We start from the raw sequence: 22,620 nt of genomic DNA, 5'->3' as shown, positions 1-22,620 counted from the left end.
ATAGCATTCTTTGCCCGTTGGAGCTATAATTATAACTAATTACATTGGATTTATTTATTATGATTGCTAATCGTAAAAGCAGTGTTAAGCAGAAAAGTAACAAGAATAACATAGTTGGAAGCCTTGATGTAATAAAAACAGCAGGAGAGCTTTCACTTCAAAAAGGTTTAGATTTTGATGTTGTAATAAAGGCACTGGAAAGTGCTATAGAAGCAGTGGCTCATCAAAAATATGGTAGCAAAAGCAAAATTGTAGTTGATATAGATAGAAACACAGGCAAAGTTACTTCATATAGAAAACTAAAAGTTATTGATGATGAATCAAATGAAAAAGAGAATACTGAGTGTGAATCAATTACGCTTACACAAGCTAAATTAATAAAAGGAGATGCAAAAATTGGAGATACTATTAGTGAATTGCTCTCTCTTAACACTGATCTTGCTTCAGCAAGAATTGCACAGCAAAAGATTGCTCAAATCATTAAAGATGAAGAATCAAAAAAGCAATATGAGGAATTTAAAGATAAGGTGGGAGAAATAAGGTATGGTATTGTTAAACAAGTAGAATATTCAGATCTTATTATAGACATAAATGGCACTAGGGCATATCTTCCATTGCGAAATTTAACTGGTGGTGAATCATTTCGTGAAGGCGATAAGGTTAAAGCTTACATACAGACTGTTAAGCGCTCTGATGATGGACGTCAAATTATTCTTTCTAGGACTCATGAAGGCTTTTTGGAGGCATTATTAAATCAAGAAATACCAGAAATTGCTGACGGATTAGTGACAATTAAAGGTATAGCTAGAGATGCTGGCTCAAGATCTAAGGTTGCCGTTTTCTCTCCCGACAAGAACATTGATCCAGTAGGTGCTTGTGTTGGAGTTAAGGGAGATAGAATAAAAACTATTATACACGAATTAAATGGTGAAAAAATTGACGTTATAAATTACTCCTCAGATTTGGGTCAATTTGTTATTAAAGCCATTACTCCTGCAGAAGTATCGAAGGTTATTATTGATGAAAATGAAAATTGCATAGAGTTAATAGTTGCTGAAGATCAATTGAGTTTAGCGATAGGAAAAAAGGGCCAGAATGTAAGATTAGCTTCAGAGCTTGTTGGATGGAAAATTGAGATATTAAGCACTCAGCAAGAATCAGAAAGGCGAAGTAAAGAACTTAGTCAATGTTCAGCTTTATTTGCTGAAGCTTTAAACTTAGAAGAGATTATGGGTCAGCTATTGGTAACAGAAGGTTTTTCAAGTGTAGAAGATATATCCAGCGCTTCAATTAAAGAGCTTGCTTCAATAGAGGGCTTTAATGAAGATATTGCAAACGAACTTCATAATAGAGCAAATAAGTACCTGAAAGCAGAAAATGATAGAAAAATAGAGGAGCTAAAAAGTTTAGGTATGGAAGATGATGTAATCAATTTAACTTTATCAATAGACAATAAAATTGCTCTTAGTAAGCATGATATTAAGACTTTAGAGGACATAGCAGATTTATCAAGTTATGAGTTTTGCAGCATACTCTCTTCCTCATCAGATAGCAAAGAAGATCTAAAAGATACAGTAGATTCAATAATCATAGAAGCACGTAAAAAGCTTGGGTTAATATAATAAAATAATATGAATAATGAAGATATCAGTGATAAGAAATTAACGCTCCAAGGCTTAAGCAAGCTTAAATTAGACCTCAATTTAAACTCTTCAGCTAGCCCAAGTACTGGAGCTACAGTAGTAAAAAAAAGAAGAAAAAAATCTCATGATGCAGAAGAACATAATTTATTTGACGAGAGTAAATTAGGTTCTTTAACAGAGAAAGAACAAATTTTTCGCATTAATGCTGTGCAGAATGCTGCTTTGCTGAAAGAAAGAAATCAGAGAGAAGAAAAAGAGAAAACAGCAAAAGAAGACAGCAATAAAGAGATTGACGAGAAAAATGAAGCGGACGCTTTATCTAAGGAAATAGATAAGCAAGTTTTAAGTAATACCCACTTAGTTGAACCAAAAGAAGACAGTATTGACTATGAGGACGACGATAAAAAGTCTTTTAAGGTCAACAAAGATATATATTCTAAGCATTCTAAACTGGTAATTGCACAGGCAATAGATGAAAAAACTGAACAACCCCCTGTATTTAAGCAAAGGTTTGGTATAAGAGGTAGAAAGTCAAAGTTTACTAAGGGTAAAAATATATCAAGAGAAGTTATTGTACCAGACAAAATCACTATCAGGGAGTTATCTATTCGTATGGCAGAAGATAGCAAGAGTGTGCTAAAAATGTTCAAAGAAGAAGTTGGTGAGAGTTATAGAGTAGATGATCTGGTGGATCCAGATATAGCATGTGAAATAGTGAAAAAATTTAATCATACGGCCAAACGAGTGAGCGATGCCAACAAAGAAAAGGATTTATTTTTTATAGAAGGCAGAGAAAGCCTGCCTAAAAAACCTAAACCACCAATCGTCACTTTTATGGGACACGTCGATCATGGTAAAACCTCATTGCTCGATGCATTTCGTGAATCTAATGTTGCAGAAAGAGAGTCAGGTGGCATAACTCAACACATAGGTGCTTATCAAATAACAACAAAAGATAAGCAAAAAATTACTTTCATTGATACACCAGGACATGAAGCGTTCACTGCGATGCGTGCATGTGGTGCCAATATTACTAATATAGTTGTAATAGTAGTTGCAGCTGACGATGGAATCATGAAACAAACAGTTGAAGCAATAAATCATGCAAAAGCAGCAAATGTTTCTATTATAGTTGCTATTAATAAAATTGATAAATCTGAGCCTGGTGATGTAGAAAAAATAATTAATAGTTTGCCTCAATATGATCTCATTCCTGAAGAGCTTGGTGGTGATGTTATGATTGTGCCAGTATCAGCAAAAAAGAAAACTAATTTAGATAAACTAGAAGAGGCGATTTTGTTAATCGCTGAATTAATGAAGCTAGAAGCAATAGAAGATTGTCGAGCACTTGGATGGGTAATAGAATCCAAAATAGATAAAGCGAAAGGAATATCAGCTACATTGATAGTTGAGGAAGGAACGTTAAAGGTTGGTGATATATTGGTAGTTGGTACAACATATAGCAAAGTACGTAGTATGCTTGGTCAAAGAGAAAAAGCAGCATTACCCTCCACTCCAATTGAAATTACTGGTCTAAATGGTGTGCCAAATGCTGGAGATAAATTTGTTGTTGTAAATTCTGAAAAGCAGGCGCGTGAAATTGTTGAATACAGGCTAGAGTTAGTCAAGAAAAAGAAAGAAGATTTGGGCGACAATAATTTAGATATATTCAGTCGTAATAACAGCGAAACAGAAGAACTATCTGTAGTTTTAAAGTGCGATGTAACTGGTTCTATTGAAGCAATATCAAGTTCAATTGATAAACTCGGTAAAGACCAAGTGAAATTAAATATCCTACACAAAGCAGTAGGAGGGATAACAGATTCAGATGTGCTGCTTGCAGAAGCATCAAGTGCAGTAATTTTAGCTTTTAATGTAAAAGTGGACTCAAAAATAAGGGACTTGGCAAAACAAAAAGGTATAGAAATACATACTTATAACATAATATACGAGCTCATTGATGACATGAGAATGTATTTAACTAAAATGTTAAAGCCTGTTACACGAGAGGTTCGTGTTGGCTTTGCATCTGTGAGACAAATATTTAATGTATCCAAAGCTGGTAATATCATTGGATGTTATGTAAGTGATGGAGTCATAAAAAAAGATTCTTTAATTAAGGTAATGCGCAGCGGCAAATTGGTACATGAAGGAAGGTTAAAAGCACTACGTAGATTTAAAGATGATGTTAAAGAAGTAGGTGCAAACTTTGAATGCGGAGTATCACTAGAGGGTAATGTCGATATTAAAGTTGGAGATATTTTGGAAGCTTATCAATTAGTGCAAGAAGAAAGGGTGTTATAGTAGCTGGATATGAAAAAGGAAATTAGAAACCTAAAAATAGCATCGGTATTGCATAGAGCAATATCAAGAGTCCTAATGGAAGGTAAGGTGTTCAATAAAAATGTAGCGGTATCTGACGTAAAATTAAGTAAAGATTTGAAAAAAGCAGATGTATATATTGTGTTATCTTCATTGAATATTCAAGTAGCTGACTACTTAGATTCAGAAAAAAGACGCACTGGAGATCCTTCTGAGAATAATTGTGATATTAATACTGTTGTTAATGAAATGAACCAATCTGCATGGTCGATACGTAAATCTATACTGTGTTATGTTGATTTGCGATTTATACCTGAGTTAGTTTTCAAGCCTGATTTAGCGTTCGATAATTTTGTTAATGTAAGCAAAATATTACATAATCACACTTAATTAATGTATTTCAACCATTACTTTTCATTAATGAGATTGCACAGTTTAACAGGTTTGTGGCTTGTGCTATTTCCCAGTTTGAGCGGTATTCTTTTAGCCTCAACTTCTCTATCGTATCAGGCTCTTTTTCTCCTTGTTTTGTTCACTATAGGCACATTTTTAATGAGACCTGCAGGGTGCATAATCAATGACATTTTCGATAGGGAAATAGATGCACATGTTGAACGAACAAAATATAGGCCACTTGCAAGTGGTGCATTAAACATAAAGCAGGCTTTAGCTTTACTTTCACTGTTACTATCTATTGCCCTGGTAATCTTATTATTAACCAATAAAACTACTCTTATACTTGGAATAATTTCAATGTGCATGATAGTTATCTACCCCTTGCTAAAGCGGTATGTTTGGTGGCCACAATTGTTCTTAGGGTTTACTTTTAATATGGGGTCGCTCATGGGCTCAGCAGCAATAATAAACCAGATCAGTATAGAATCCTTACTGTTTTATATAGGATGCGTCTTTTGGACACTTAGCTATGACACCATATACGCTCATCAAGATAAAAAAGATGATGAAAAACTCGGAATGAAATCTACCGCATTATATTTTGGTGATACAACAAAATCTTGGTTGAAAAGATTTTACTTAATATCTTTTATGGCATGGCTATACGCTGGCATTTTATCATCATTAAATAACATCTTTTATATTGCTCTACTTGCTGTAGGGTTCATATTTCACCGCCAATACAAAAATTTCAATCCTGATGATCCCAGTCAATGCATGTCCATATTTAAAAATAATTCCTACGTAGGGTTGCTTCTCTTCTTTGGCATCCTTTTAGATAGAATTGTAAATTCTATCTCTTAGAGTTTTTCGTTTCTGCGGCGACACCAGTGGTGTTAAGTATTCGTACAGTTATTGGTGTTATCAAGATACTCCCTAATCTTCTTCAAATCCTCCCAGGCTAAACGTTTTTGTGCCGGTTGGCGAAGTAGGTAAGCTGGATGAAATATAGCAGCTGTGGTGATTGAATTGGACAAATATTGGTTAGTATATGTATGAAATCTGCCACGCAAATTCGATATAGTTTTTGTGCTGTCAAGAAGGCTATAACACGCAATTCCACCAACTAAAACTAAAATTTGTGGTAAAATAAGTGCAATATGCTTCTCTACAAATGGTCTGCACATGTCAAGCTCTAGGTCGGTTGGCTTTCTATTGCCAGGTGGGCGCCAAAATACGGTATTGCTTATGTATACCTTAGTGCGATCAAGATTTATTGCACTGAGCATTTTATCGAGCAACATTCCACTTGCACCACAAAATGGTATGCCTTGAAGGTCTTCATTTGCTCCTGGAGCTTCACCAACAAGCATAATTTTTGCATTCTGATTGCCATCAGAAAAAACAGTATTAGTTGCAGTTTTTTTTATCTCACAACCTTCAAATGACTTCACTGCATTTCTTAGTTCATCCACACTACCACATTTACTTGCAAGTTTCCTTGCTTCGATTATCCAGTCACTTGGAAAGAAATTTTTAGGCTCTTTTCCACCTTTAGTGTCATTCCAGCGCGTGACGCTGGAATCTATATCTTTATCTTCTTTCTGGATCCCAGTTGGGATGACAGAGAACTCTGCAAGTCTATTATTCTCTTCCTCTTCACCTTCTGTTAGCGTGCAATCAACGCCCACTTCATGGTAAAATTTTAATAATTCTAAATCCTCATCGCTCATAGTGCCTCTTGATCTTTTGTGCTTTTTTTATGGCCATATCATACTTTAATTTAGATAAATGTCTAATATATAATATACCGTTTAAGTGATCCAGTTCATGCTGAATACACCTTGCAAGCCAACCACTAGCTTTTAGCGTCTGTTCTTCGTTATTTAAGTCTCTGTATTTCACAGTTAAATACTTTGGGCGTCTAATTTCATGACTTTGCTCTGGAATTGAAAGGCACCCTTCTTTGAGAATTACTTGTTCATCGGATAATTCCGTAATTTCAGGGTTAATCATGCAAAATTTGCCAGTTGATTCATATCCTACTGGCTCGTCTTCAGCTTGAGAGAGCTGAATGTCCATAACAAAAACTCTCTTCAGCACCCCAACTTGCACTGCAGCAAGGCCGAGACCTTCTGCATCGTACATAGTTTCGAACATGTCATTTACTAATTCTTTAATTTTATCGTTTATATCTGTTACTTCACTGGCGCGCGTAATTAATCTTTCATCAGGAGCAATTACAATTGGTAGTATGGGCATAAAAATTATAATTCTATGTTTTATTTTTCCTTTTGTCCAGAATTTAGGGTATATTAAAATGTTGCTATATCTATAATAGAAATATAAATTATTAAAGAAAGCTACAATTTAAATGAAATTGCGTAATAAGGTTAACTAATGTACTCTGCAGTAATAGCAAAACCAAAGAGAAACGTTTTTGCTGTTTTAGACATAGGTACAACAAAGATTATTTGTCTAATTGTTAAAATGAATAGCAATTTCAGCTATAAAATAACAGGAACGGGTTATAAGATTGCAGAAGGTGTAAACGGTGGATCAATAACTAACGTTAAACAGGCAAGTTATTCTATTTCATCAACTATAAGCTTAGCTGAGCAAGTGTCAGAAGAAACCATAGATCAGATATATGTTAATATTGCTGGATGTGGCATCTCATCTTTCAATGTACATAATGAAATTATTGCAGCTAATCATGAAATTTCTGACCGGGATATAAAACGTGTAGTTTTTCAGACGTTTGAGAAATATATTGAAGAAAATGTTATCATTCACAATATACCACTGAAATATCACTTGGATGACATGACTGATATAAAAGAGGTTAGTGGATTGTACGGAAAAAGACTATCTGCTGATGTTAATGTTGTCACTGCTTCGCGTCCAGCGCTTACCAATATTGAAAACTGTATTACCAATAATGGTGGATTAAATATGGCAGGTTGTATTGCTTCTGCATATTCTGCAGGTCTTGCATGTCTGAGTGGAGATGAAAAAGAGCTCGGGACTGCTATTGTTGATATAGGAGGTGGGTGCACTGCAATTGGAATTTTCAAAAGAGGAAAACTTGTGTATGCAAGCAGCGTTCCAATTGGTGGCGTTCATATCACTCGAGATATTGCTTACGGGCTATGCACAAGCATAGAACGTGCAGAGTATATAAAAATACTGTATGGTAGCACTATTGTAACTTCAATAGATGAGAACGAATATATTACAGTGCAAAATAGTGAAAATGATGAACCTACTCAAGTATTCAAATCTGAGCTTATTAACATCATAAGACCAAGAGTTGAAGAAATACTTGAAATGGTAAGAGAGCAATTTCAAGAGCAGAAAGATCCAATTAATAAAGTAGTGATCACAGGTGGAACTAGTCAACTCACAAGCATGAAGGAAATTGCAGGCTATATATTCAATAAGCAAGTTCGAATTGGGTGCCCTGAGTCTTGTAGCGGTCTTGATGGCGAGTATAATAAAAATCCTGTATTTTCTGCTGCTATAGGTTCTATAAAGCTAATAGTTGACACTTTTTATAAAAATAACTCTGGAATGCTTGGTCAAGATGGTAAAATGAGTAAGTTGTACCATTGGGTTAAATCAAAAGTTACAGTCTAGATTTCTGTTTTACCACCTTTCATACAAATGACTTGACACTAGGATCTATAAAGCTTATTTTCACAATATGGAAAATCATTGTGTTTAATGTACTTCTGAGTAAGTGTAAAGGAGCGTGACGTCATTAATTACAATAAGACATGGAAAGTATGAACATAACTATACACTCACAAGAAGACTTTGAATTTATGCGCAAGGCTGGCAGGCTTGCTGCTGAAACTCTTGATTTCATTGTACCGTACGTAAAGGTAGGGGTGACAACTAATGAGTTAAATGATCTATGCCATGAATTTATAATCAATGCAGGTGCAATTCCAGCGCCACTAAACTATAGGGGGTATCCAAAATCGATTTGCACTTCAAAAAATGCAGTTGTGTGCCATGGTGTTCCCGATGATAAACCACTTAAAGATGGAGATATTTTAAATATTGATGTCACGGTGATTTTAAATGGTTGGTATGGTGATACAAGTCGCATGTTTTGGGTTGGCAAGCCATCAATAAAAGCAAAACGCTTGTGTGACGCTACTTATCATGCATTGATGGAAGCAATTAAACAAGTTAAACCCGGCAATAAGTTAAATGAAATAGGGCTTGCTATAGAGAAATATATTAGAGATTTTGGATATTCTATCGTACGCAGCTACTGCGGACATGGTATAGGAAAAGTCTTTCATGCTCCACCAAATGTCGTACACTTTTATGATGAAGATGAGGATCTTGTCTTAAAAGAAGGCATGTTTTTTACAGTAGAACCAATGATCAATGCTGGAAAACATGAAACTCTGCTTAGTAAATTAGATAGCTGGACAGTGACAACACGTGACCTTTCACTTTCTGCGCAGTTTGAGCATACGCTTGGGATAACAAAAGATGGTGCTGAAATATTCACATTATCACCTAAAAATTGGCACTTCCCGCCTTATAATTAGATTTTTTTAAACACTTGGTTTTCGAAAAAATCTAACTTTTAACTTGTGATATAGCAACTAACCCAATTAGTGCACAGAAAATCATGTAAAAACTAGCTGAAGTCTCTTGTCCTGTAACTTTGATAATTGTTGTGCATATAAATGGTGCAAGACCACCAAAAAATCCCGAAGCTATATTTCTTGATAAACCAAATCCACTGTATCGTACCCTTGTTGGAAATAATTCACACATAAATGCACTGACAGGGCCAAGCGATGCAGCTATTGGAATTATAAAAAGAATATGTGCTGTAAAAGTGAGTAAGTAATTGCCACTACATAACATTGAGAAAACTGGATAACTCACTATCACAAAGGTTATAAATGCAAACTTCATAACTTTTTCTCTTCCTACCTTATCAGAAAGTATTGCAAATAGTATAGTCAATCCTCCAAGCGCAATCTGATTCAATATTTCTACTGTGTGATTAAAATGAGTATTTATTGTTGATGTAAGCACATTGAAAAATACCAGATATATGTAAAGAGATGAGTTTTCAACTATATCAACCCCAACTGATATCAGAAAAGGTTTTTTGTAATTGTTTAATAACTCTTTTAATGGCAATTTAGACGGATTTTTTTGTCTTTTATACTCTGGGCTTTCATCAAGTATATATCTCATATATATGCTAATTAATCCCATTGCTAAACTGAAAATGAAAGGTAATCTCCACCCCCAAGATTCAAAATCAGATACTTTTTTGCATATGAGTACCGCTATCAGGCTTAATATTGAACCAAGAACTGCACTTAATACTTCAATGCTGCCAAAAAATCCTTTTTTGTTTTTAGGAGCGTGTTCTATTAAAAATGGTGCATTTCCTGCTTCTCCTCCAAGAGATATACCCTGCAATAACCTTAAACAAACTACCAGCATTGACGCTAGTATTCCAATGCTTTGATAACCTGGAACAAAAGCAATTAATACGGTTGACAGAGTCATCAATATAATAGAAAGAAATAGGGCAATTTTTCTGCCATATTTATCACCGATGTGACCAAATATAGCAGCACCTATTGGTCTTATCAGGAAACCTACTGCAAAAACTGCAAAAGCCTTAAGTATGCTGACTAATTTATCATCTGATGGAAAAAACACATCTCCGATTATGCTTATTAGGTGACTGAAAAGCATGTGGTCATACCACAATAAAGTGTTACAAATCAAACTTGAAAATATTACTTTTGTTATTTGTTGCATAATTTTCTACATCCAGAGTGTGATGGGTAGGATAAATGAATTGGGAGATTTTGTCCACTAATTACATATAAACTCAAAAGTGGTAAGAGTTTTGAGTCTTTTAGCGTAATTGCAAACTATAACAAAGTCATAAATTTGAATTGCTGACGTAACAGTAATACTTCTTAACCGTAGCATTTTTTAAAGTTTTGTTCATACGTCAACTTGCCTAAGGCAAGAAAACTTGACATTTCTTCAACATTTTGGCATAATTATATATGTGGAAAAAATCTAAAAAATTTTTGTCTAGTACAGTTTATTTATGTTCATTTAATAGGGGGTTTTTATGAGCAGAATATTTTCTAAATACAAAGAGAAATTTGCACCTAATGCACAGATAGATCTAATGAATATCATTGAATCTGACGAACAAATGTTTCAAGACTATAAAAAATTTCTCAATCGGAAAAAAATAGACGGAATATGTAGACATTTGTGTGACTATATTACTTTAAATGATTTGTTAGTTAACAAAGAATCTTTTATTAAAGCATTTGATAGTATTGAGAAAAAAAGATCACTAGTAAATGATTTAATCAAGAAAGTCAAAAATGATGATATTAATTCAGATGAAGTAAATAAGCAGAAATTTGAGCAGGAATTGTACAACAGTTTTGACAAAGATGACGAAGTAATGAAGGAGGTAAGAAAAATAACTAATACTTTATTTAAACGAATGAGTAAGAAGGCGCAAGAGAATTTCATGGAAGAGATGGAACAAATATTACACTCGAGAGAAATAGCTAAGTCACCTTTCCTAGGAATGAAAAAGCCAAAGACACTAACTGTAGCAGACTTAAATCTAGCAGCAATGAATCAAAATCAGTATATGAAAATATCTTATAATCCTGTTATAAGTGGAGATTCTGGGCACGCTGTACTGATAAAGAAAAATTCAGATAATAGCTTTGCATTTTATGATCCTAATTTTGGTGCAGTTTTTGATCTGACAGAGAAGCAGCTATGTGAGGTTGTAACTCAATCATTTTATGGCTATGTAAGAATAAGCAAGTTAGGTATTGTTGCACTATTTACTTTATTAACCTCAGTTGTTGCTGGAATTGCTGCAGCAGTATACGGTTATAATATAATTGCTAGTGTATTGCTTGTAACTTGCTTAGTGGACTTATCAATCTTGTGTTGCTTAAAAGAAAAATTAATGCCACAAAAGTATGATACTATTACACCAGAAAATAATATTTCGATAATTAATAATGACTTTCAGGTTGAATTAAAAAATCTGGTGGACAAGTATTCTAGTGATAATTGCAAGTTAGGAAGTACTGCTGAAAGTGACGTACAAGTAGAAAGTGTAACAAAAGGGAATCTAATTCTGGGCAATGTTTCTAACTTATAGGTGTTGAGTTAAGTGTATGGTTCCATAATCCCTTCTTCAACCTTTTACACCCTGGAGCTATACACCACAGTTTGTTTTATACCGTAATGGCATGTCTTATTTTTTCAAATATGGGGAGGAAATGTAGGCATTATGTGAATATTATATTAATAATAATATCTCATTAAATCTTAATATCATTGACTATATTCAAGTATTTTTATATCATATATTTCACCATGTTTCAGTGAGGAAGCTACTTTTATCTATATACACAAAATCTTTTGATATGGCACACACTCCAGTTTTGTTAAAAGAGATGCTATCACTACTATCACCGCAGGATGGTGGTATATATGTCGATGCTACGTTTGGAGCTGGAGGGTATAGCAAAGCAATATTGGAGTCAGCTGATTGCAAAGTATATGCAATTGATAGAGATGAAACGGTAACTAAGTTTTATGATGATTTAAGCGTTAAGTATCCCGATAGAATAAACCTATCTATTGAGAAGTTTAGTAATATTAAAAATTTATTAGATAGCAACAATATTAGAGGTATCGGTGGAATAGTTTTTGACATCGGAGTTTCATCTATGCAGCTTGATAACGGAGATAGAGGGTTCTCATTTCTGCATGATGGTCCACTCGATATGAGCATGGATAACTCTTCTTATATAAACGCTTCAACATTTGTTAATGCTTTACGCGAAGAAGAAATCGCAAATACTATATATAACTACGGAGGCGAACGTCATTCTCGCAAAATTGCAAGAGCAATAGTAAATGCACGGAAGAAGAAAACTATCAAAACTACATTTGAGCTTGCGGATATTGTACGTTCCGTGGTATTTCGTGGAAAAAGCAAAATTGATCCTGCAACCAGAACATTTCAGGCAATCAGAATATGGGTAAATGATGAGCTGGGAGAACTTGAAAAGGGCATTAAAGCTGCATCTGAGATTTTAAGTGAGAATGGCAAATTAATTGTCGTCACCTTTCATTCCTTAGAAGATCGTATAGTCAAAACTTTTTTTAAAGATTTATGTGCTACTGATTGCAAGACATTCTCTCTTCTAAATAAAAAAGTGATCGAAGCAAGTATAGAAGAAGTAAGTGCAAATCTGCGTTCACGCTCAGCAAAACTAAGAGCTATACAGAGGTTGTCGTGAGAACTTTCTGCATCATCTCAATAGTTATGTTTTTTCTTAGCATTGTAGGGCTATTTAAAGTAAAATTACATGTTCAGTCGTTAAATAGAGAGCTAATAAAAATAAAAAGTGAAATTAATTTAGTACAAAGTGATATAAAAGTTTTACAAGCAGAATGGAGCTATTTGAATAATCCAAAAAGGCTTGCAAGTCTTGTAAAGAAATACCTGAAAAATAACTCTTTAATACTGGCTAGCCAGGTTAAAAATCTTGACTCTTTAAATGGCCGCAGCGTGTTAGCACAACTTAAAACCCAGAATTAATAGTTGAATTGAAATCTTATCTTTTACAGATAAGCACACCACAATAAACCTTACTTTAGTATGAAATTGCTTGCATAAGATTTTTGCAGCCTCTTAACATTTTTTGGCATTTCAATTACGTATTTAACGTTGCGTTTTTTTGCGTAGAATACTGCTTTTTCAAGAGAATCAAACTTTAATACAATCTGTTTTTTTGGATCTTTTGAGCCAACCCACCCCATTAAAGGTTCAATGTAGTAAGAACCAGATTCAATTTTCAGGTGCCAGAGATTTGTATTACCTAAACCAGATTGTGTTGCAGTTTTTGTTGGTTTATAAATCCTAAAAACTACTTTATCGTCAATGCCCATAGTTCTTGTTAAATAAGCTTAAATATATATCCAAATAAATCCTTTCACAAACAATTAGTATGAAAGAATGAAGTTTGAAATAAATATTTTTATGTTATATTATTATTAAATTATATTAAAAGGATTAGCAAAATAGGAGTAATCGATGACGCAACAGGAAATAGTAACAATTAATGCAGAGTTACGTGATGTAACAAAAACAAAAGCGATGCATTCCCTAAGAAACAAGGGAAACATCCCTGGAATCATATATGGAAAAGGCCATGACAATGTAAATTTAACATTGTCTGTAAAAGAATTCACGAAGCAATATAAATCAGGTTCTCTTTCTGCACATTTGATAGAACTGAATATTTCGGGCAAAAAGGAATATGCTCTTGTTCGCGATGTCCAATTGCATGTAGTGAAGGATACTGTGCAACATGTTGATTTTCAATTTGTTGATAAAGGCAGCGAAATTAAAATAGACATACCTTTATCATTTGTGAATGAAAGTAAAGCTCCAGGAATCAAATTAGGTGGAGTGCTTAATGTTTTGTGTCGTTCTATTGCTGTTAAATGCTCTCCTGATAAAATACCTCAGGTTATAGAAGTTGATTTATCTGGCAAAATGATTGGCCAGTCTATACATATCAACGATGTAAAATTACCAGAAGGTGTTAAGTTTATAGCCCATGAAGAAGAAAATTTTACCATTGTTACAATTTCTGCTGCCGATAGTGACGTCGAAGAACCTCAAGCAGAAACAGAGGAATAGTGCATCTGATAGTTGGACTTGGTAATCCTGGCAGTCAATATGAGCTAACTCATCATAATATCGGCTTCATCGTAGTTGATACAATTTGCAAATATTGGAATTTCCAGTCGTTTTCTAAAAAAGCCGATTACCTAATAACCTCTGGCATAATTAATGATAATAAAATCATGTTAATAAAGCCTTATTCATTTATGAATAATTCAGGCATTCCTGTTGCAAAAATACGAAACTTTTACAAATTATCGCTAGATAATATCATTGTCATACATGATGACGCTGATTTGGAACTTGGAAGAATAAAAATAAAGAAAGGCGGTAGCTCTGCTGGACATAATGGACTTAAATCCATAGATAGTTTTGTTGGTAATGATTATTGGCGCTTGAGATTTGGAGTAGGTAGACCTGAGCATGAAAAAAGCTTAGCAGACTATGTATTATCAAAATTTTCAAATTTTGATAACGTTACTCCCTTAGTGGAAAAAATAGCAAAAAATATACACTTGATGCTGCAAGGGGATAATACAGCTTTTATCAATTTGATTGTATAATATTACGAAACACAAAACTAAATTTCACACAATTAAAATAACAGATTTCTTGCATTACCTCCCAAGCCACAACTGTCATTCAGTGGAAACAAAAAAAGTTTGTATGCAATAACACAGAAGCATGTGCTGCTATTCCTTCGTTTCTTCCAAGAGAACCTAATTTTTCTGCAGTGGTTGCTTTGATATTTACAAATTCATCATCAATCTCTAATGCTTTTGATATGAATTTCTTCATTTCTACTTTGTAAGGCGATATTTTAGGCTCCTCACAAACTATAGTAATATCTAAATTAGACACGCTGTACCCTTTTTCCTTTGCTTTTTTAGCAGCAAAGTCAAGAAAGTGAGATGAATTGCAATCTTTCCATTTAGAGGAACTAGGAGGAAAGTGCTCTCCTATATCGCCACATCCTAGTGCTCCGAGTATTGCATCAACGATTGCATGTATTGCAACATCACCATCTGAATGTGCTTCTATTGCCATGTTGTGCTCAATTTCCACACCGCAAATTTTTATAAAGCTCTTAGCTTTATCTTGAGTTATGATAAACTTGTGTATATCATAACCAGCTCCGACACGAAATTTTGGCTCTTCAAAGAGAAGCTTTGCCATATTGATATCCTCTTTTGTGGTTAACTTAAAATTGCTTTTCTCACCTTTAATAATCGCAACATGTTTTTTGTGCTCTACCATTAGTGATGAATCGTCAGTAAATTCTTTGACTGATTGATGGCATGATAATAATTCTTTGAAATTAAAAATTTGAGGAGTTTGTATGGCTCTGAGTTTTCCTCTTGAAATCGTAGATTCAACGAAATTATTACCCACCAATGACATAGTGTCTTCGACTTCTATTGCTGGTACTACTCCTGTATATTGATCATTAATCATGAACTGAGCCAAGTTATCTATCAGAGCATTTGACACAAAAGGCCGACAAGCATCGTGTATAACTACAAAATCTGGGCTAATCTCTTGTAAGCTTTCAAGACCTAGTTTAACTGAATTTTGCCTGTTTTCTCCTCCGTATACAGGGCTTAGTAATTTAGTGTCTGTAATTAGTGATATAGCTTTCTCATAGAAATTTTCATGGTCTCTATTAATTGCTATTCTTATGTAATCTATATATTGGTTAGCCAGAAATCTTTTAATTGTATGAAATAAAACAGATTTACCTGCAAGTTCTGTATACTGCTTAGGAATCGTAGAACTGCATCTACTGCCTACTCCTGCTGCAACTATTAATGCTGCTATTTTGTATTTCTTAAGTCTGTTAGTGTGCATATTTATCATTTTCAGCGTAAGTGTATAGTAACAAGTTGTTTACAGTTTAAAAAAAAGAGTGTATCATATTAATTAAGATATAATACGATGCTAGAATGCACATTACTAAGTATAATAAAGAAAATGAGATACACCTTATATTCTTTCATGGAATAGGGGATAACTATAAAAGTGTTCACAATTATGTACAAGGTTTAAATGGATCAAATAATAGCCATGCACATAAATATCCAAGCACATTTCAGAACTACATCACTTATGCTGTAGTTAGCTTTTTGTTCCTCGTGGCATCTGTATCAGTGCCCATTGCAATATTACTACTTATAAGCCCCATAACAGCTGGAGTAGTTGGTTTAGCAAGCTTAGCTGCTCTAACTTGCATTTTTTTATCCGTAATGCTTATTTCTATTCCCTTTATAAATAGAGATCAAAGTTTGCTTAAGCCCTCGATAGAAAAAATCAATGAATTAATGGACAAGGGTGTGAAGCCTGAAAACATTATACTTTTTGGCCATTCCTTTGGAGGAGCAGTTGCATCGGCAGTTTTGAAACACTTTGCAGACAGAAACGTTAAATTTAGAGGTGTTATTTTTGCTAGCACTTTCAGCTCTTTTCATGTAGCAATAGGGCATTTCCCGATCCCTCAAGCAAAAATTTTAAGTATGTTACCCTCATCCATTTTTAAAAAATTGCTAAAGGCTTTAAATCTAGATTTTGATCTAGTGAACGATATACGAAAGTTGCGAGATGAGGGAAAATTGAATATGCCAGTAATAGTTATCAATAGCGAAGGAGATTACTTAATACCGCAACCTGCACAATTGGCACATGCAATAGAAAATGATAAATTGATATGTGAAAAATTTATCAAAATCGTTAATTTGCAAAAATCTAGGGACTCACATAACAAAGTTTTAATCAGTCAAGAATTGGGTAAAAATTTTACTGATCTAATACTTAATAAAACAATGAATAGATAGTATTTACAATAAACTGTATATTTTTCAGTAAATTAGTTATGCTAAGCCCATGCAAAAACGCCATATAACTATTTGTTTTACACTGCTTTTTATAATAGGGATGTTATTCCTGATGCGTCCTATGATTTTTCCATGTTTAATATCTATTGTTATTGCATATTTGTTTAATCCGCTAGTAGTCAAGTTTGAAAAGTATAGAATACCGCGTTTATGTTCTGTAATTTTTATAATACTTGTTTTATTAATAGCTTTTATACTAGTTGTAACATATGTTTTACCTATTATATATGTTCAAATTACCTCAATATTAAACTTCTTAGTGAGTAAAATGCCTTCATTAAAGCTTAAAGTAATCCCCTCTGTATTAGAGTTTCTTAATATAGAAATCGAGGATAGCTTATTTGATCACTTATCTAAAAATCTAGCAGAAAATTACAGCGACTATGTATCTTATTTCATGAATGCTCTTGATATTGCTAGTAACTTTATAATCCAAGTGTTAAGTTCAAGCTTTAACACGGTATCATTAATGGTGATTACTCCTGTAGTGTTTTTCTATATATTACGTGATTGGCCTTTAATTATAGAAAAAGCTAATAAATTAATCCCTATTCCTTACAGGGGAAAAATTGCAGATTATTTTTTCAAAGTGGATTTCATTATATCTAGTTATCTAAAGGGGCAGGTAAATGTATGTATTGTCATGATGGTCTTTTACTCTGTGAGCCTGAGCATAATCGGATTGAAACACTCTATTGTTATTGGAATTTTATCAGGAATATTAACGTTCATACCTTACATAGGGCCATTATTATATACCATTATTGGGTTCTTGAGCGCTATCACTCAATTTAGTGGATGGTTTGAAAGTGCTGCTGTTTTGCTATTATTTGGTGTTGGACAATTAATAGATTCAAACATATTAGTTCCTTTATTAATAGGAAAAAAAGTTCATATACATCCAACTGTAATTATTCTGGGAATTACTATATGCGCTTCATATTTTGGATTTATAGGTATATTACTTTTTATTCCAATAATAGCAATGTTCAATGTATCAGTAGAATATGCAATCAATAAATATTTTAAAAGTGAGCTTTATAAAAACGGTTAACAGACCTTTTGCATAATCAATTTATGATAAGAGGAGAAATGAGCCCAGAATACCTGACATATTTGAGGAGCGTAAGTAAATTTCTGCGCAAAAATTACTACCAGAAAGAGGTTATGTAAGAGGCTTAACGTGCAATTAAATTTATTTAACAACAATCAAGCTGATTATAGTCGGCAAAATTACATCGTCTTAGATGAAAATAAGCACGTGTATAATTCGGTAGTTAATGATTTATCTTGGAAATGTCTGATTCTTTTTGGACCTAAAAGCTCCGGTAAAACTCATCTTGCTCATATTTGGCAATCAATAAACGATGCAATTTTTATCAATGTGAATAACTTCGTAAGCGAGATTAGGTATAGTGATGCTTTTGTTTTAGAAGACGTACAAAACATTAAAGATGAAGCAATGTTATTACATTGCTACAATTACATGAAAGAAAACGACAAGAGGCTGCTAATCACTTCTTCAATTTCACCAAAAAAGCTTAACTTCACACTAAGAGATTTAAGTTCTCGAATATTATCAACTATCAGCGTAAAAATTTTGCCTGCAAGCGAAGAATTATTAAGAATCATGCTAATAAAGCGATTTTCAGATAAACAGTTAAAAATTGATTTAAAAGTGATTAATTATATTTTAGCAAGAATAGAACGTTCTTTTTATAGCATTGACAAAATTATAGAGAAGATAGATAATAAATCTATAGGGTCAAATGTGACCGTTCCTTTTATTAGCACTTTATTAAAAAAAGATGCCATTTGATTCCTTCTTTTGTAAAATACTCATTGTGTATATTAAAAATTTATTAACACCCATAACACTAACGTAATTGAAATCTCCACTTGTCTATGTTAGAATTATAATAAATGTTATGTCATAATAAATATAGATACAGCTAAGAAGTATTTATATTATAGTAGAGCTCACTTTATAAGGTGTTTTTTATAGATTTGACGTTATAATTTAACTATGATAAGAGTAAGATCAAATTTAAAAAAAAGGTTAAAGCAAAAGCTTGTGATGTTCACTCTATTGATAAATGCCTTATTTATCTCATATTTTCTCATAAGAAACATAGGAAACACTTTCAATCAAATTATAGCTAAAGAAATAAATATAGGAGCTGATAATGAAAAATAAACAGTCGCAAAATAAAAAAGAAAATCTTTACATAACATATTACATAGATGCTTTGGCTTCAGAGAGGTCCGCTACACAAAATACTTTGGAAAGTTATCGTTCTGATCTACATCAGTTTGAAGAATTTTTATTGGAAAGCAGCACTACCTTGGTTGGTGCAAACAAAACTAATATTAAAGACTATGTGAAATCTCTATGTACGCAAAAAAAATATAAAAGTAGCTCTATATCAAGAAAAATATCCGCTATGAAAAATTTCTATAAGTGTCTATTTAATGACGGAATAATAGATTTTAATCCAGCGCCGGCTAATGATGCTGAATTAAAGAATCCAAAAGTTTCTCGTCCTTTGCCTAAGTATTTAAGTGTCAAAGAAATATTTTTGCTAATGGACACAGTGAGAAAATCAGCAAGCGAATCGAATAAAGAGATAAGCAGTAAAAGGCTATGTGCGATTTTAGATATCCTTTACTCTTCTGGAATGCGTGTTTCTGAACTAATTAATATGAAGTTATGTGAAGTGTCACATTTAATAAACAGTAATAACAAAGAATGCTATATAATAATAAAAGGAAAAAGTGATAGAGAGAGGCAAATCCTTTTTAATGAACAAGCATTACAGAGCCTTAGAAATTATTTATCAGTTCGTGATAATCTGATCTCTAAAGAAAAGGAATCCGATTGGCTATTCCCAGGTGATAAACCTAATAAACCAATTACAAGGCAGAGGGTCGGTCAATTAATGAAGGAGTTAGCAAGAAAATGCAATATTGATGAAAATAAGATCTCTCCACACGTGATTAGGCATTCTTTTGCTACCCATCTACTAGATAGCGGGGCAAATATTGTGTTGATACAGAAAATTCTTGGCCATACTAACCTTTCTACAACACAAATATATACTCATATTGCTAACGAAAAGTTAAAGGACAAACTAGCTGATTCGCATCCTATTACTCAGATGATCAATAATTAAACTTATTGTTTTTAATTCGTAGTAAAGTTAAATTCAAAATAAGTTTATGTGGGTTTATGATTTCAAGTTTGTTGTTTAATTTCTTTCTTATATTATGGGAAGTATTCTATACTTTAATTACTCTCCCTGTAATTCTCTTCCCTGCGCGTATAATGACTATTTTCCTCGTCTGTTCGGTAAGAGTTGTATTATTCATGCTGCGTTTATTATGTGGCATTAAATATGAAGTGAGGGGAATGGAAAACATTCCTAAGCAACCTTTTATCATTGCATCTAAACACCAATCTCCATTTGAAACATTTATTTTTATACTACTATTTAGAAAAGCGGTTTTTATTTTAAAACGTGAATTGAAATGGATTCCATTCATTGGTTTGCATCTCATGGCGCTCAGAATGATTTTTATTAACCGCTCAGATGGTATCAGTTCTATGCGTCATATCATTAAATTAGCAAAAATGCGTATAAAAGAAAATAGAGGCATAATAATATTTCCTGAAGGCACAAGAACGACTATAAACCAAAATATAAAATATCAACCAGGTATTGCTGCTTTATATAGCGTATTATCTGTTCCTGTATTACCAGTTGCTTTAAACACTGGTTTGTTTTGGCCAAAAAGCATACTTTCTCTGAGAAAGAATCCCGGAAAGGCAGTAATAGAAATATTGCCCCCAATATATCCTGGGTTAAACAAAAATGAATTCTTGCAAAATTTAGAAAAAATTATTGAAGAGAGAAGCAGTAGATTAACCATAGAAAAAACTGATATTGCAAATTAACAAAAAAGCTTTATAATTAAAAGAAAAGTACAGTATTTTAGGTATTAATATATGGCAAATCATAAGAGTGCTAAAAAAATGATAAAGGTAATAGCAAAGCGCACTTTAATAAATAAGATGCGGAAAAGTAAAACTCGCACTGCTATTAGAAATTTGGTTGATATAATCAAGTCTGGCGACAAAGAAAATGTTGTTCTGGCATTTCGGAATGCTGAATCTCATTTACACAAGTGTGTGAATAAAGGTGTTATTCATAGGAATACTGCTGCGCGTAAAATAAGTCGCTTAAATGCAAAAGTAAAAGCATTGATGACCGGTTAATGTAAAGTTAACTGTATTAATATATACTCCTCAATTTGTATATTCTGTATAAAATTTAAGTAGCTTAAGTGATGGATAAAAAAGTGCTATTAGAACTAAGTAATGGATTAAAAATCGAGTTACCTATATTAAGTGGAACAATAGGTCCTAACGTGTTAGATATCAAGGACTTATATAAGACGACAGGATTATTCACTTATGATCCGGGGTTTGTTTCCACAGCTTCATGTTCTTCTTCGATTACATTTATTGATGGAGATGAAGGAGTGCTTAAATATAGGGGGCATAATATAGCTGATTTGGCAGAGAATAATAGTTTTACTGCTGTGATTTATTTATTGCTCCATGGTGAATTACCCAGTTCAGAGCAACACAAAAAATTTCTTCTCAAAATACACAAGTTATCCAAAGTATCAGAGCAAATTACAAATGTAATTAAAGCATTTCCACAAACTGCCCACCCTATGTCGATTTTAGTTGCATGTTTTGCAAGTTTGTCAGCATCTTACCATGAAAAGCATGGCAACAATGTCAATGGTGAAGATCTAGACTTTGGAATTTCTGCAATAGCGCAAATTCCTGCAATTGTTGCAATGATTTATAGACATATCAACAATCAGGAGTTCATAAGTGCTAACAATGAATTAAGTTACAGTGAAAATTTCTTAAAGATGATATTTGGCGATGCTGTTGATAATGCCCTTTTTGCAAAAGCTTTGGATAAAATATTTACTCTCCATGCTGATCATGAACAGAATGCTTCTACGGCGGCTGTCAGATTGGTGGGATCAGCTGGTTCTAATCTGTTTGCAAGCCTCTCTGCAGGAGTTGCTACACTTTGGGGACCAGCACATGGTGGAGCTAATGAGGCAGTTATAAATATGCTAAAAGAGATAGAGCAAAGTGGAGATATAGATAAATTCATCGAAAAAGCTAAAGATGATAAAGATCCATTTAAATTGATGGGATTTGGACATCGTGTTTATAAAAATTATGATCCGCGCGCGCGGATATTGAAAGACGCTTGTCATGAGGTTCTAAGTAAACTAGAACAAAATAATGAATTGCTCAAAATTGCAAAAAAACTTGAAGAAATAGTTTTAAAGGATGAGTATTTTATCACGCGTAAGTTATATCCAAATGTTGATTTTTACTCAGGTATAATAATGAATACTATCGATATTCCCTCAAATATGTTCACGCCTATTTTTGCACTTGCAAGAACCACTGGTTGGGTTACTCAGTGGTATGAAATGATAAATGATAAAGAAACTAAGATCTATAGACCAAGACAACTCTATCTTGGTAAATAATTTATTTTCACTGCATTAGACTTCTTGC

At 33.3% G+C, this 22,620-nt stretch carries 23 protein-coding genes and 1 pseudogene; 18 read left to right on the top strand and 6 right to left on the bottom strand.

Features of this window, described 5'->3' with window-relative positions; translation table 11 throughout:
• The first annotated feature begins 59 nt into the window (after window positions 1-59).
• Genes nusA through ubiA form a run of 4 tightly spaced genes read left to right on the top strand, consistent with a single transcriptional unit; the run spans window position 60 to window position 5,225 of the window.
• Window positions 60-1,622 (top strand): transcription termination factor NusA, encoded by a 1,563-nt coding sequence (gene nusA, locus NBW37_RS04905; protein ID WP_250295968.1) that lies wholly within the window; start codon window positions 60-62, stop codon window positions 1,620-1,622.
• 9 nt (window positions 1,623-1,631) lie between these two features.
• On the top strand, window positions 1,632-3,947 hold the full coding sequence (gene infB / locus NBW37_RS04900) for a translation initiation factor IF-2 (RefSeq protein WP_250295967.1): 2,316 nt from the start codon (window positions 1,632-1,634) through the stop codon (window positions 3,945-3,947).
• Window positions 3,948-3,956: 9 nt separating this feature from the next.
• Window positions 3,957-4,355: a ribosome-binding factor A gene (locus NBW37_RS04895; protein WP_250295966.1), complete on the top strand. Its 399-nt coding sequence runs from the start codon at window positions 3,957-3,959 to the stop codon at window positions 4,353-4,355.
• Window positions 4,356-4,358: 3 nt separating this feature from the next.
• Window positions 4,359-5,225: a 4-hydroxybenzoate octaprenyltransferase gene (gene ubiA, locus NBW37_RS04890; RefSeq protein WP_250295965.1), complete on the top strand. Its 867-nt coding sequence runs from the start codon at window positions 4,359-4,361 to the stop codon at window positions 5,223-5,225.
• A 32-nt stretch (window positions 5,226-5,257) separates the two neighbouring features.
• On the opposite strand, the gene NBW37_RS04885 is transcribed toward ubiA, so the two are convergent.
• Window positions 5,258-6,094: a uracil-DNA glycosylase gene (locus NBW37_RS04885; RefSeq protein ID WP_250295964.1), complete on the bottom strand. Its 837-nt coding sequence runs from the start codon at window positions 6,092-6,094 to the stop codon at window positions 5,258-5,260.
• Window positions 6,084-6,623 (bottom strand): peptide deformylase, encoded by a 540-nt coding sequence (def, locus tag NBW37_RS04880; RefSeq protein ID WP_250295963.1) that lies wholly within the window; start codon window positions 6,621-6,623, stop codon window positions 6,084-6,086. Before def ends, NBW37_RS04885 begins: the two co-directional genes overlap by 11 nt.
• A 138-nt stretch (window positions 6,624-6,761) precedes the next feature.
• Between def and ftsA the strand changes: the two genes are divergently transcribed.
• Together ftsA and map are read left to right on the top strand one after the other, a co-directional pair.
• On the top strand, window positions 6,762-8,000 hold the full coding sequence (gene ftsA, locus NBW37_RS04875; protein ID WP_250295962.1) for a cell division protein FtsA: 1,239 nt from the start codon (window positions 6,762-6,764) through the stop codon (window positions 7,998-8,000).
• A 149-nt stretch (window positions 8,001-8,149) separates the two neighbouring features.
• Window positions 8,150-8,932 (top strand): type I methionyl aminopeptidase, encoded by a 783-nt coding sequence (map, locus tag NBW37_RS04870; RefSeq protein WP_250295961.1) that lies wholly within the window; start codon window positions 8,150-8,152, stop codon window positions 8,930-8,932.
• Between the two features lie 31 nt (window positions 8,933-8,963).
• Here the strand turns inward: map and NBW37_RS04865 are convergent, their stop codons facing one another.
• Both NBW37_RS04865 and NBW37_RS07680 read right to left on the bottom strand, forming a co-directional pair.
• Window positions 8,964-10,175, bottom strand: a complete 1,212-nt coding sequence (locus tag NBW37_RS04865; RefSeq protein WP_250295960.1) for an MFS transporter — start codon at window positions 10,173-10,175, stop codon at window positions 8,964-8,966.
• Window positions 10,176-10,235: 60 nt separating this feature from the next.
• Window positions 10,236-10,374, bottom strand: a pseudogene (locus NBW37_RS07680) (IS481 family transposase); the annotation flags it as partial.
• A 126-nt stretch (window positions 10,375-10,500) separates the two neighbouring features.
• On the opposite strand from NBW37_RS07680, the gene NBW37_RS04860 reads away from it, so the two are divergent.
• The 3 genes from NBW37_RS04860 (at window position 10,501) to ftsL (ending at window position 13,023) form a co-directional block, all read left to right on the top strand.
• Window positions 10,501-11,571, top strand: a complete 1,071-nt coding sequence (locus NBW37_RS04860) for a hypothetical protein (RefSeq protein WP_250295959.1) — start codon at window positions 10,501-10,503, stop codon at window positions 11,569-11,571.
• A 268-nt stretch (window positions 11,572-11,839) separates the two neighbouring features.
• Window positions 11,840-12,721 carry a 16S rRNA (cytosine(1402)-N(4))-methyltransferase RsmH gene (rsmH, locus tag NBW37_RS04855; protein WP_250295958.1) on the top strand — a complete coding sequence of 294 codons (882 nt, stop codon included), beginning with the start codon at window positions 11,840-11,842 and terminating at the stop codon, window positions 12,719-12,721.
• Entirely contained in the window at window positions 12,718-13,023 is a 306-nt protein-coding gene (gene ftsL / locus NBW37_RS04850; RefSeq protein ID WP_250295957.1) for a cell division protein FtsL, read from the top strand. Before rsmH ends, ftsL begins: the two co-directional genes overlap by 4 nt.
• Window positions 13,024-13,073: 50 nt before the next feature.
• Here ftsL and NBW37_RS04845 read toward each other — a convergent pair whose 3' ends face one another.
• A complete protein-coding gene (locus NBW37_RS04845) occupies window positions 13,074-13,373 on the bottom strand; it encodes an NADH dehydrogenase ubiquinone Fe-S protein 4 (protein WP_250295956.1) in 300 nt (99 codons plus the stop codon).
• 145 nt (window positions 13,374-13,518) lie between these two features.
• Here NBW37_RS04845 and NBW37_RS04840 point away from each other — a divergent pair, with 145 nt between their 5' ends.
• Together NBW37_RS04840 and pth are read left to right on the top strand one after the other, a co-directional pair.
• Complete coding sequence (locus NBW37_RS04840; RefSeq protein ID WP_250295955.1) at window positions 13,519-14,130, top strand: 50S ribosomal protein L25/general stress protein Ctc; 612 nt, start codon at window positions 13,519-13,521, stop codon at window positions 14,128-14,130.
• Window positions 14,130-14,678, top strand: coding sequence for an aminoacyl-tRNA hydrolase (pth, locus tag NBW37_RS04835; protein ID WP_250295954.1), 549 nt, complete (start codon window positions 14,130-14,132; stop codon window positions 14,676-14,678). Before NBW37_RS04840 ends, pth begins: the two co-directional genes overlap by 1 nt.
• A gap of 79 nt (window positions 14,679-14,757) precedes the next feature.
• On the opposite strand, the gene ispD is transcribed toward pth, so the two are convergent.
• Window positions 14,758-15,972: a 2-C-methyl-D-erythritol 4-phosphate cytidylyltransferase gene (gene ispD, locus NBW37_RS04830; RefSeq protein WP_250295953.1), complete on the bottom strand. Its 1,215-nt coding sequence runs from the start codon at window positions 15,970-15,972 to the stop codon at window positions 14,758-14,760.
• Window positions 15,973-16,058: 86 nt separating this feature from the next.
• Here ispD and NBW37_RS04825 point away from each other — a divergent pair, with 86 nt between their 5' ends.
• The 7 genes from NBW37_RS04825 to NBW37_RS04795 all read left to right on the top strand — a co-directional run bounded on the left by NBW37_RS04825 (window position 16,059) and on the right by NBW37_RS04795 (window position 22,592).
• Window positions 16,059-16,943: a lysophospholipase gene (locus tag NBW37_RS04825; protein WP_250295952.1), complete on the top strand. Its 885-nt coding sequence runs from the start codon at window positions 16,059-16,061 to the stop codon at window positions 16,941-16,943.
• Between the two features lie 49 nt (window positions 16,944-16,992).
• Window positions 16,993-18,057 carry an AI-2E family transporter gene (locus tag NBW37_RS04820; protein ID WP_256466258.1) on the top strand — a complete coding sequence of 355 codons (1,065 nt, stop codon included), beginning with the start codon at window positions 16,993-16,995 and terminating at the stop codon, window positions 18,055-18,057.
• A 129-nt stretch (window positions 18,058-18,186) separates the two neighbouring features.
• Window positions 18,187-18,822, top strand: coding sequence for a DnaA ATPase domain-containing protein (locus NBW37_RS04815; RefSeq protein ID WP_250295951.1), 636 nt, complete (start codon window positions 18,187-18,189; stop codon window positions 18,820-18,822).
• Window positions 18,823-19,189: 367 nt separating this feature from the next.
• Window positions 19,190-20,176, top strand: a complete 987-nt coding sequence (locus tag NBW37_RS04810) for a tyrosine recombinase (RefSeq protein ID WP_250295950.1) — start codon at window positions 19,190-19,192, stop codon at window positions 20,174-20,176.
• Between the two features lie 56 nt (window positions 20,177-20,232).
• Complete coding sequence (locus tag NBW37_RS04805) at window positions 20,233-20,958, top strand: lysophospholipid acyltransferase family protein (RefSeq protein ID WP_370273055.1); 726 nt, start codon at window positions 20,233-20,235, stop codon at window positions 20,956-20,958.
• 51 nt (window positions 20,959-21,009) lie between these two features.
• Window positions 21,010-21,279 carry a 30S ribosomal protein S20 gene (rpsT, locus tag NBW37_RS04800; RefSeq protein WP_250295948.1) on the top strand — a complete coding sequence of 90 codons (270 nt, stop codon included), beginning with the start codon at window positions 21,010-21,012 and terminating at the stop codon, window positions 21,277-21,279.
• A gap of 71 nt (window positions 21,280-21,350) precedes the next feature.
• Window positions 21,351-22,592 carry a citrate synthase gene (locus tag NBW37_RS04795; protein ID WP_250295947.1) on the top strand — a complete coding sequence of 414 codons (1,242 nt, stop codon included), beginning with the start codon at window positions 21,351-21,353 and terminating at the stop codon, window positions 22,590-22,592.
• The last annotated feature ends 28 nt before the right edge of the window (window positions 22,593-22,620 follow it).

The organism is Wolbachia endosymbiont of Oedothorax gibbosus (assembly GCF_936270145.1).
Taxonomy (GTDB): domain Bacteria; phylum Pseudomonadota; class Alphaproteobacteria; order Rickettsiales; family Anaplasmataceae; genus Wolbachia.
This window is presented reverse-complemented; position numbering and strand designations above follow the sequence as displayed.

Bases quoted from the DNA above. Each gene is read 5' to 3' on its own strand.
- nusA (WP_250295968.1), top strand. From the start codon at position 60: ATGATTGCTAATCGTAAAAGCAGTGTTAAGCAGAAAAGTAACAAGAAT.
- infB (WP_250295967.1), top strand. From the start codon at position 1,632: ATGAATAATGAAGATATCAGTGATAAGAAATTAACGCTCCAAGGCTTA.
- NBW37_RS04895 (WP_250295966.1), top strand. From the start codon at position 3,957: ATGAAAAAGGAAATTAGAAACCTAAAAATAGCATCGGTATTGCATAGA.
- ubiA (WP_250295965.1), top strand. From the start codon at position 4,359: ATGTATTTCAACCATTACTTTTCATTAATGAGATTGCACAGTTTAACA.
- NBW37_RS04885 (WP_250295964.1), bottom strand. From the start codon at position 6,094: ATGAGCGATGAGGATTTAGAATTATTAAAATTTTACCATGAAGTGGGC.
- def (WP_250295963.1), bottom strand. From the start codon at position 6,623: ATGCCCATACTACCAATTGTAATTGCTCCTGATGAAAGATTAATTACG.
- ftsA (WP_250295962.1), top strand. From the start codon at position 6,762: ATGTACTCTGCAGTAATAGCAAAACCAAAGAGAAACGTTTTTGCTGTT.
- map (WP_250295961.1), top strand. From the start codon at position 8,150: ATGAACATAACTATACACTCACAAGAAGACTTTGAATTTATGCGCAAG.
- NBW37_RS04865 (WP_250295960.1), bottom strand. From the start codon at position 10,175: ATGCAACAAATAACAAAAGTAATATTTTCAAGTTTGATTTGTAACACT.
- NBW37_RS04860 (WP_250295959.1), top strand. From the start codon at position 10,501: ATGAGCAGAATATTTTCTAAATACAAAGAGAAATTTGCACCTAATGCA.
- rsmH (WP_250295958.1), top strand. From the start codon at position 11,840: ATGGCACACACTCCAGTTTTGTTAAAAGAGATGCTATCACTACTATCA.
- NBW37_RS04845 (WP_250295956.1), bottom strand. From the start codon at position 13,373: ATGGGCATTGACGATAAAGTAGTTTTTAGGATTTATAAACCAACAAAA.
- NBW37_RS04840 (WP_250295955.1), top strand. From the start codon at position 13,519: ATGACGCAACAGGAAATAGTAACAATTAATGCAGAGTTACGTGATGTA.
- ispD (WP_250295953.1), bottom strand. From the start codon at position 15,972: ATGATAAATATGCACACTAACAGACTTAAGAAATACAAAATAGCAGCA.
- NBW37_RS04825 (WP_250295952.1), top strand. From the start codon at position 16,059: ATGCACATTACTAAGTATAATAAAGAAAATGAGATACACCTTATATTC.
- NBW37_RS04820 (WP_256466258.1), top strand. From the start codon at position 16,993: ATGCAAAAACGCCATATAACTATTTGTTTTACACTGCTTTTTATAATA.
- NBW37_RS04810 (WP_250295950.1), top strand. From the start codon at position 19,190: ATGAAAAATAAACAGTCGCAAAATAAAAAAGAAAATCTTTACATAACA.
- NBW37_RS04805 (WP_370273055.1), top strand. From the start codon at position 20,233: ATGATTTCAAGTTTGTTGTTTAATTTCTTTCTTATATTATGGGAAGTA.
- rpsT (WP_250295948.1), top strand. From the start codon at position 21,010: ATGGCAAATCATAAGAGTGCTAAAAAAATGATAAAGGTAATAGCAAAG.
- NBW37_RS04795 (WP_250295947.1), top strand. From the start codon at position 21,351: ATGGATAAAAAAGTGCTATTAGAACTAAGTAATGGATTAAAAATCGAG.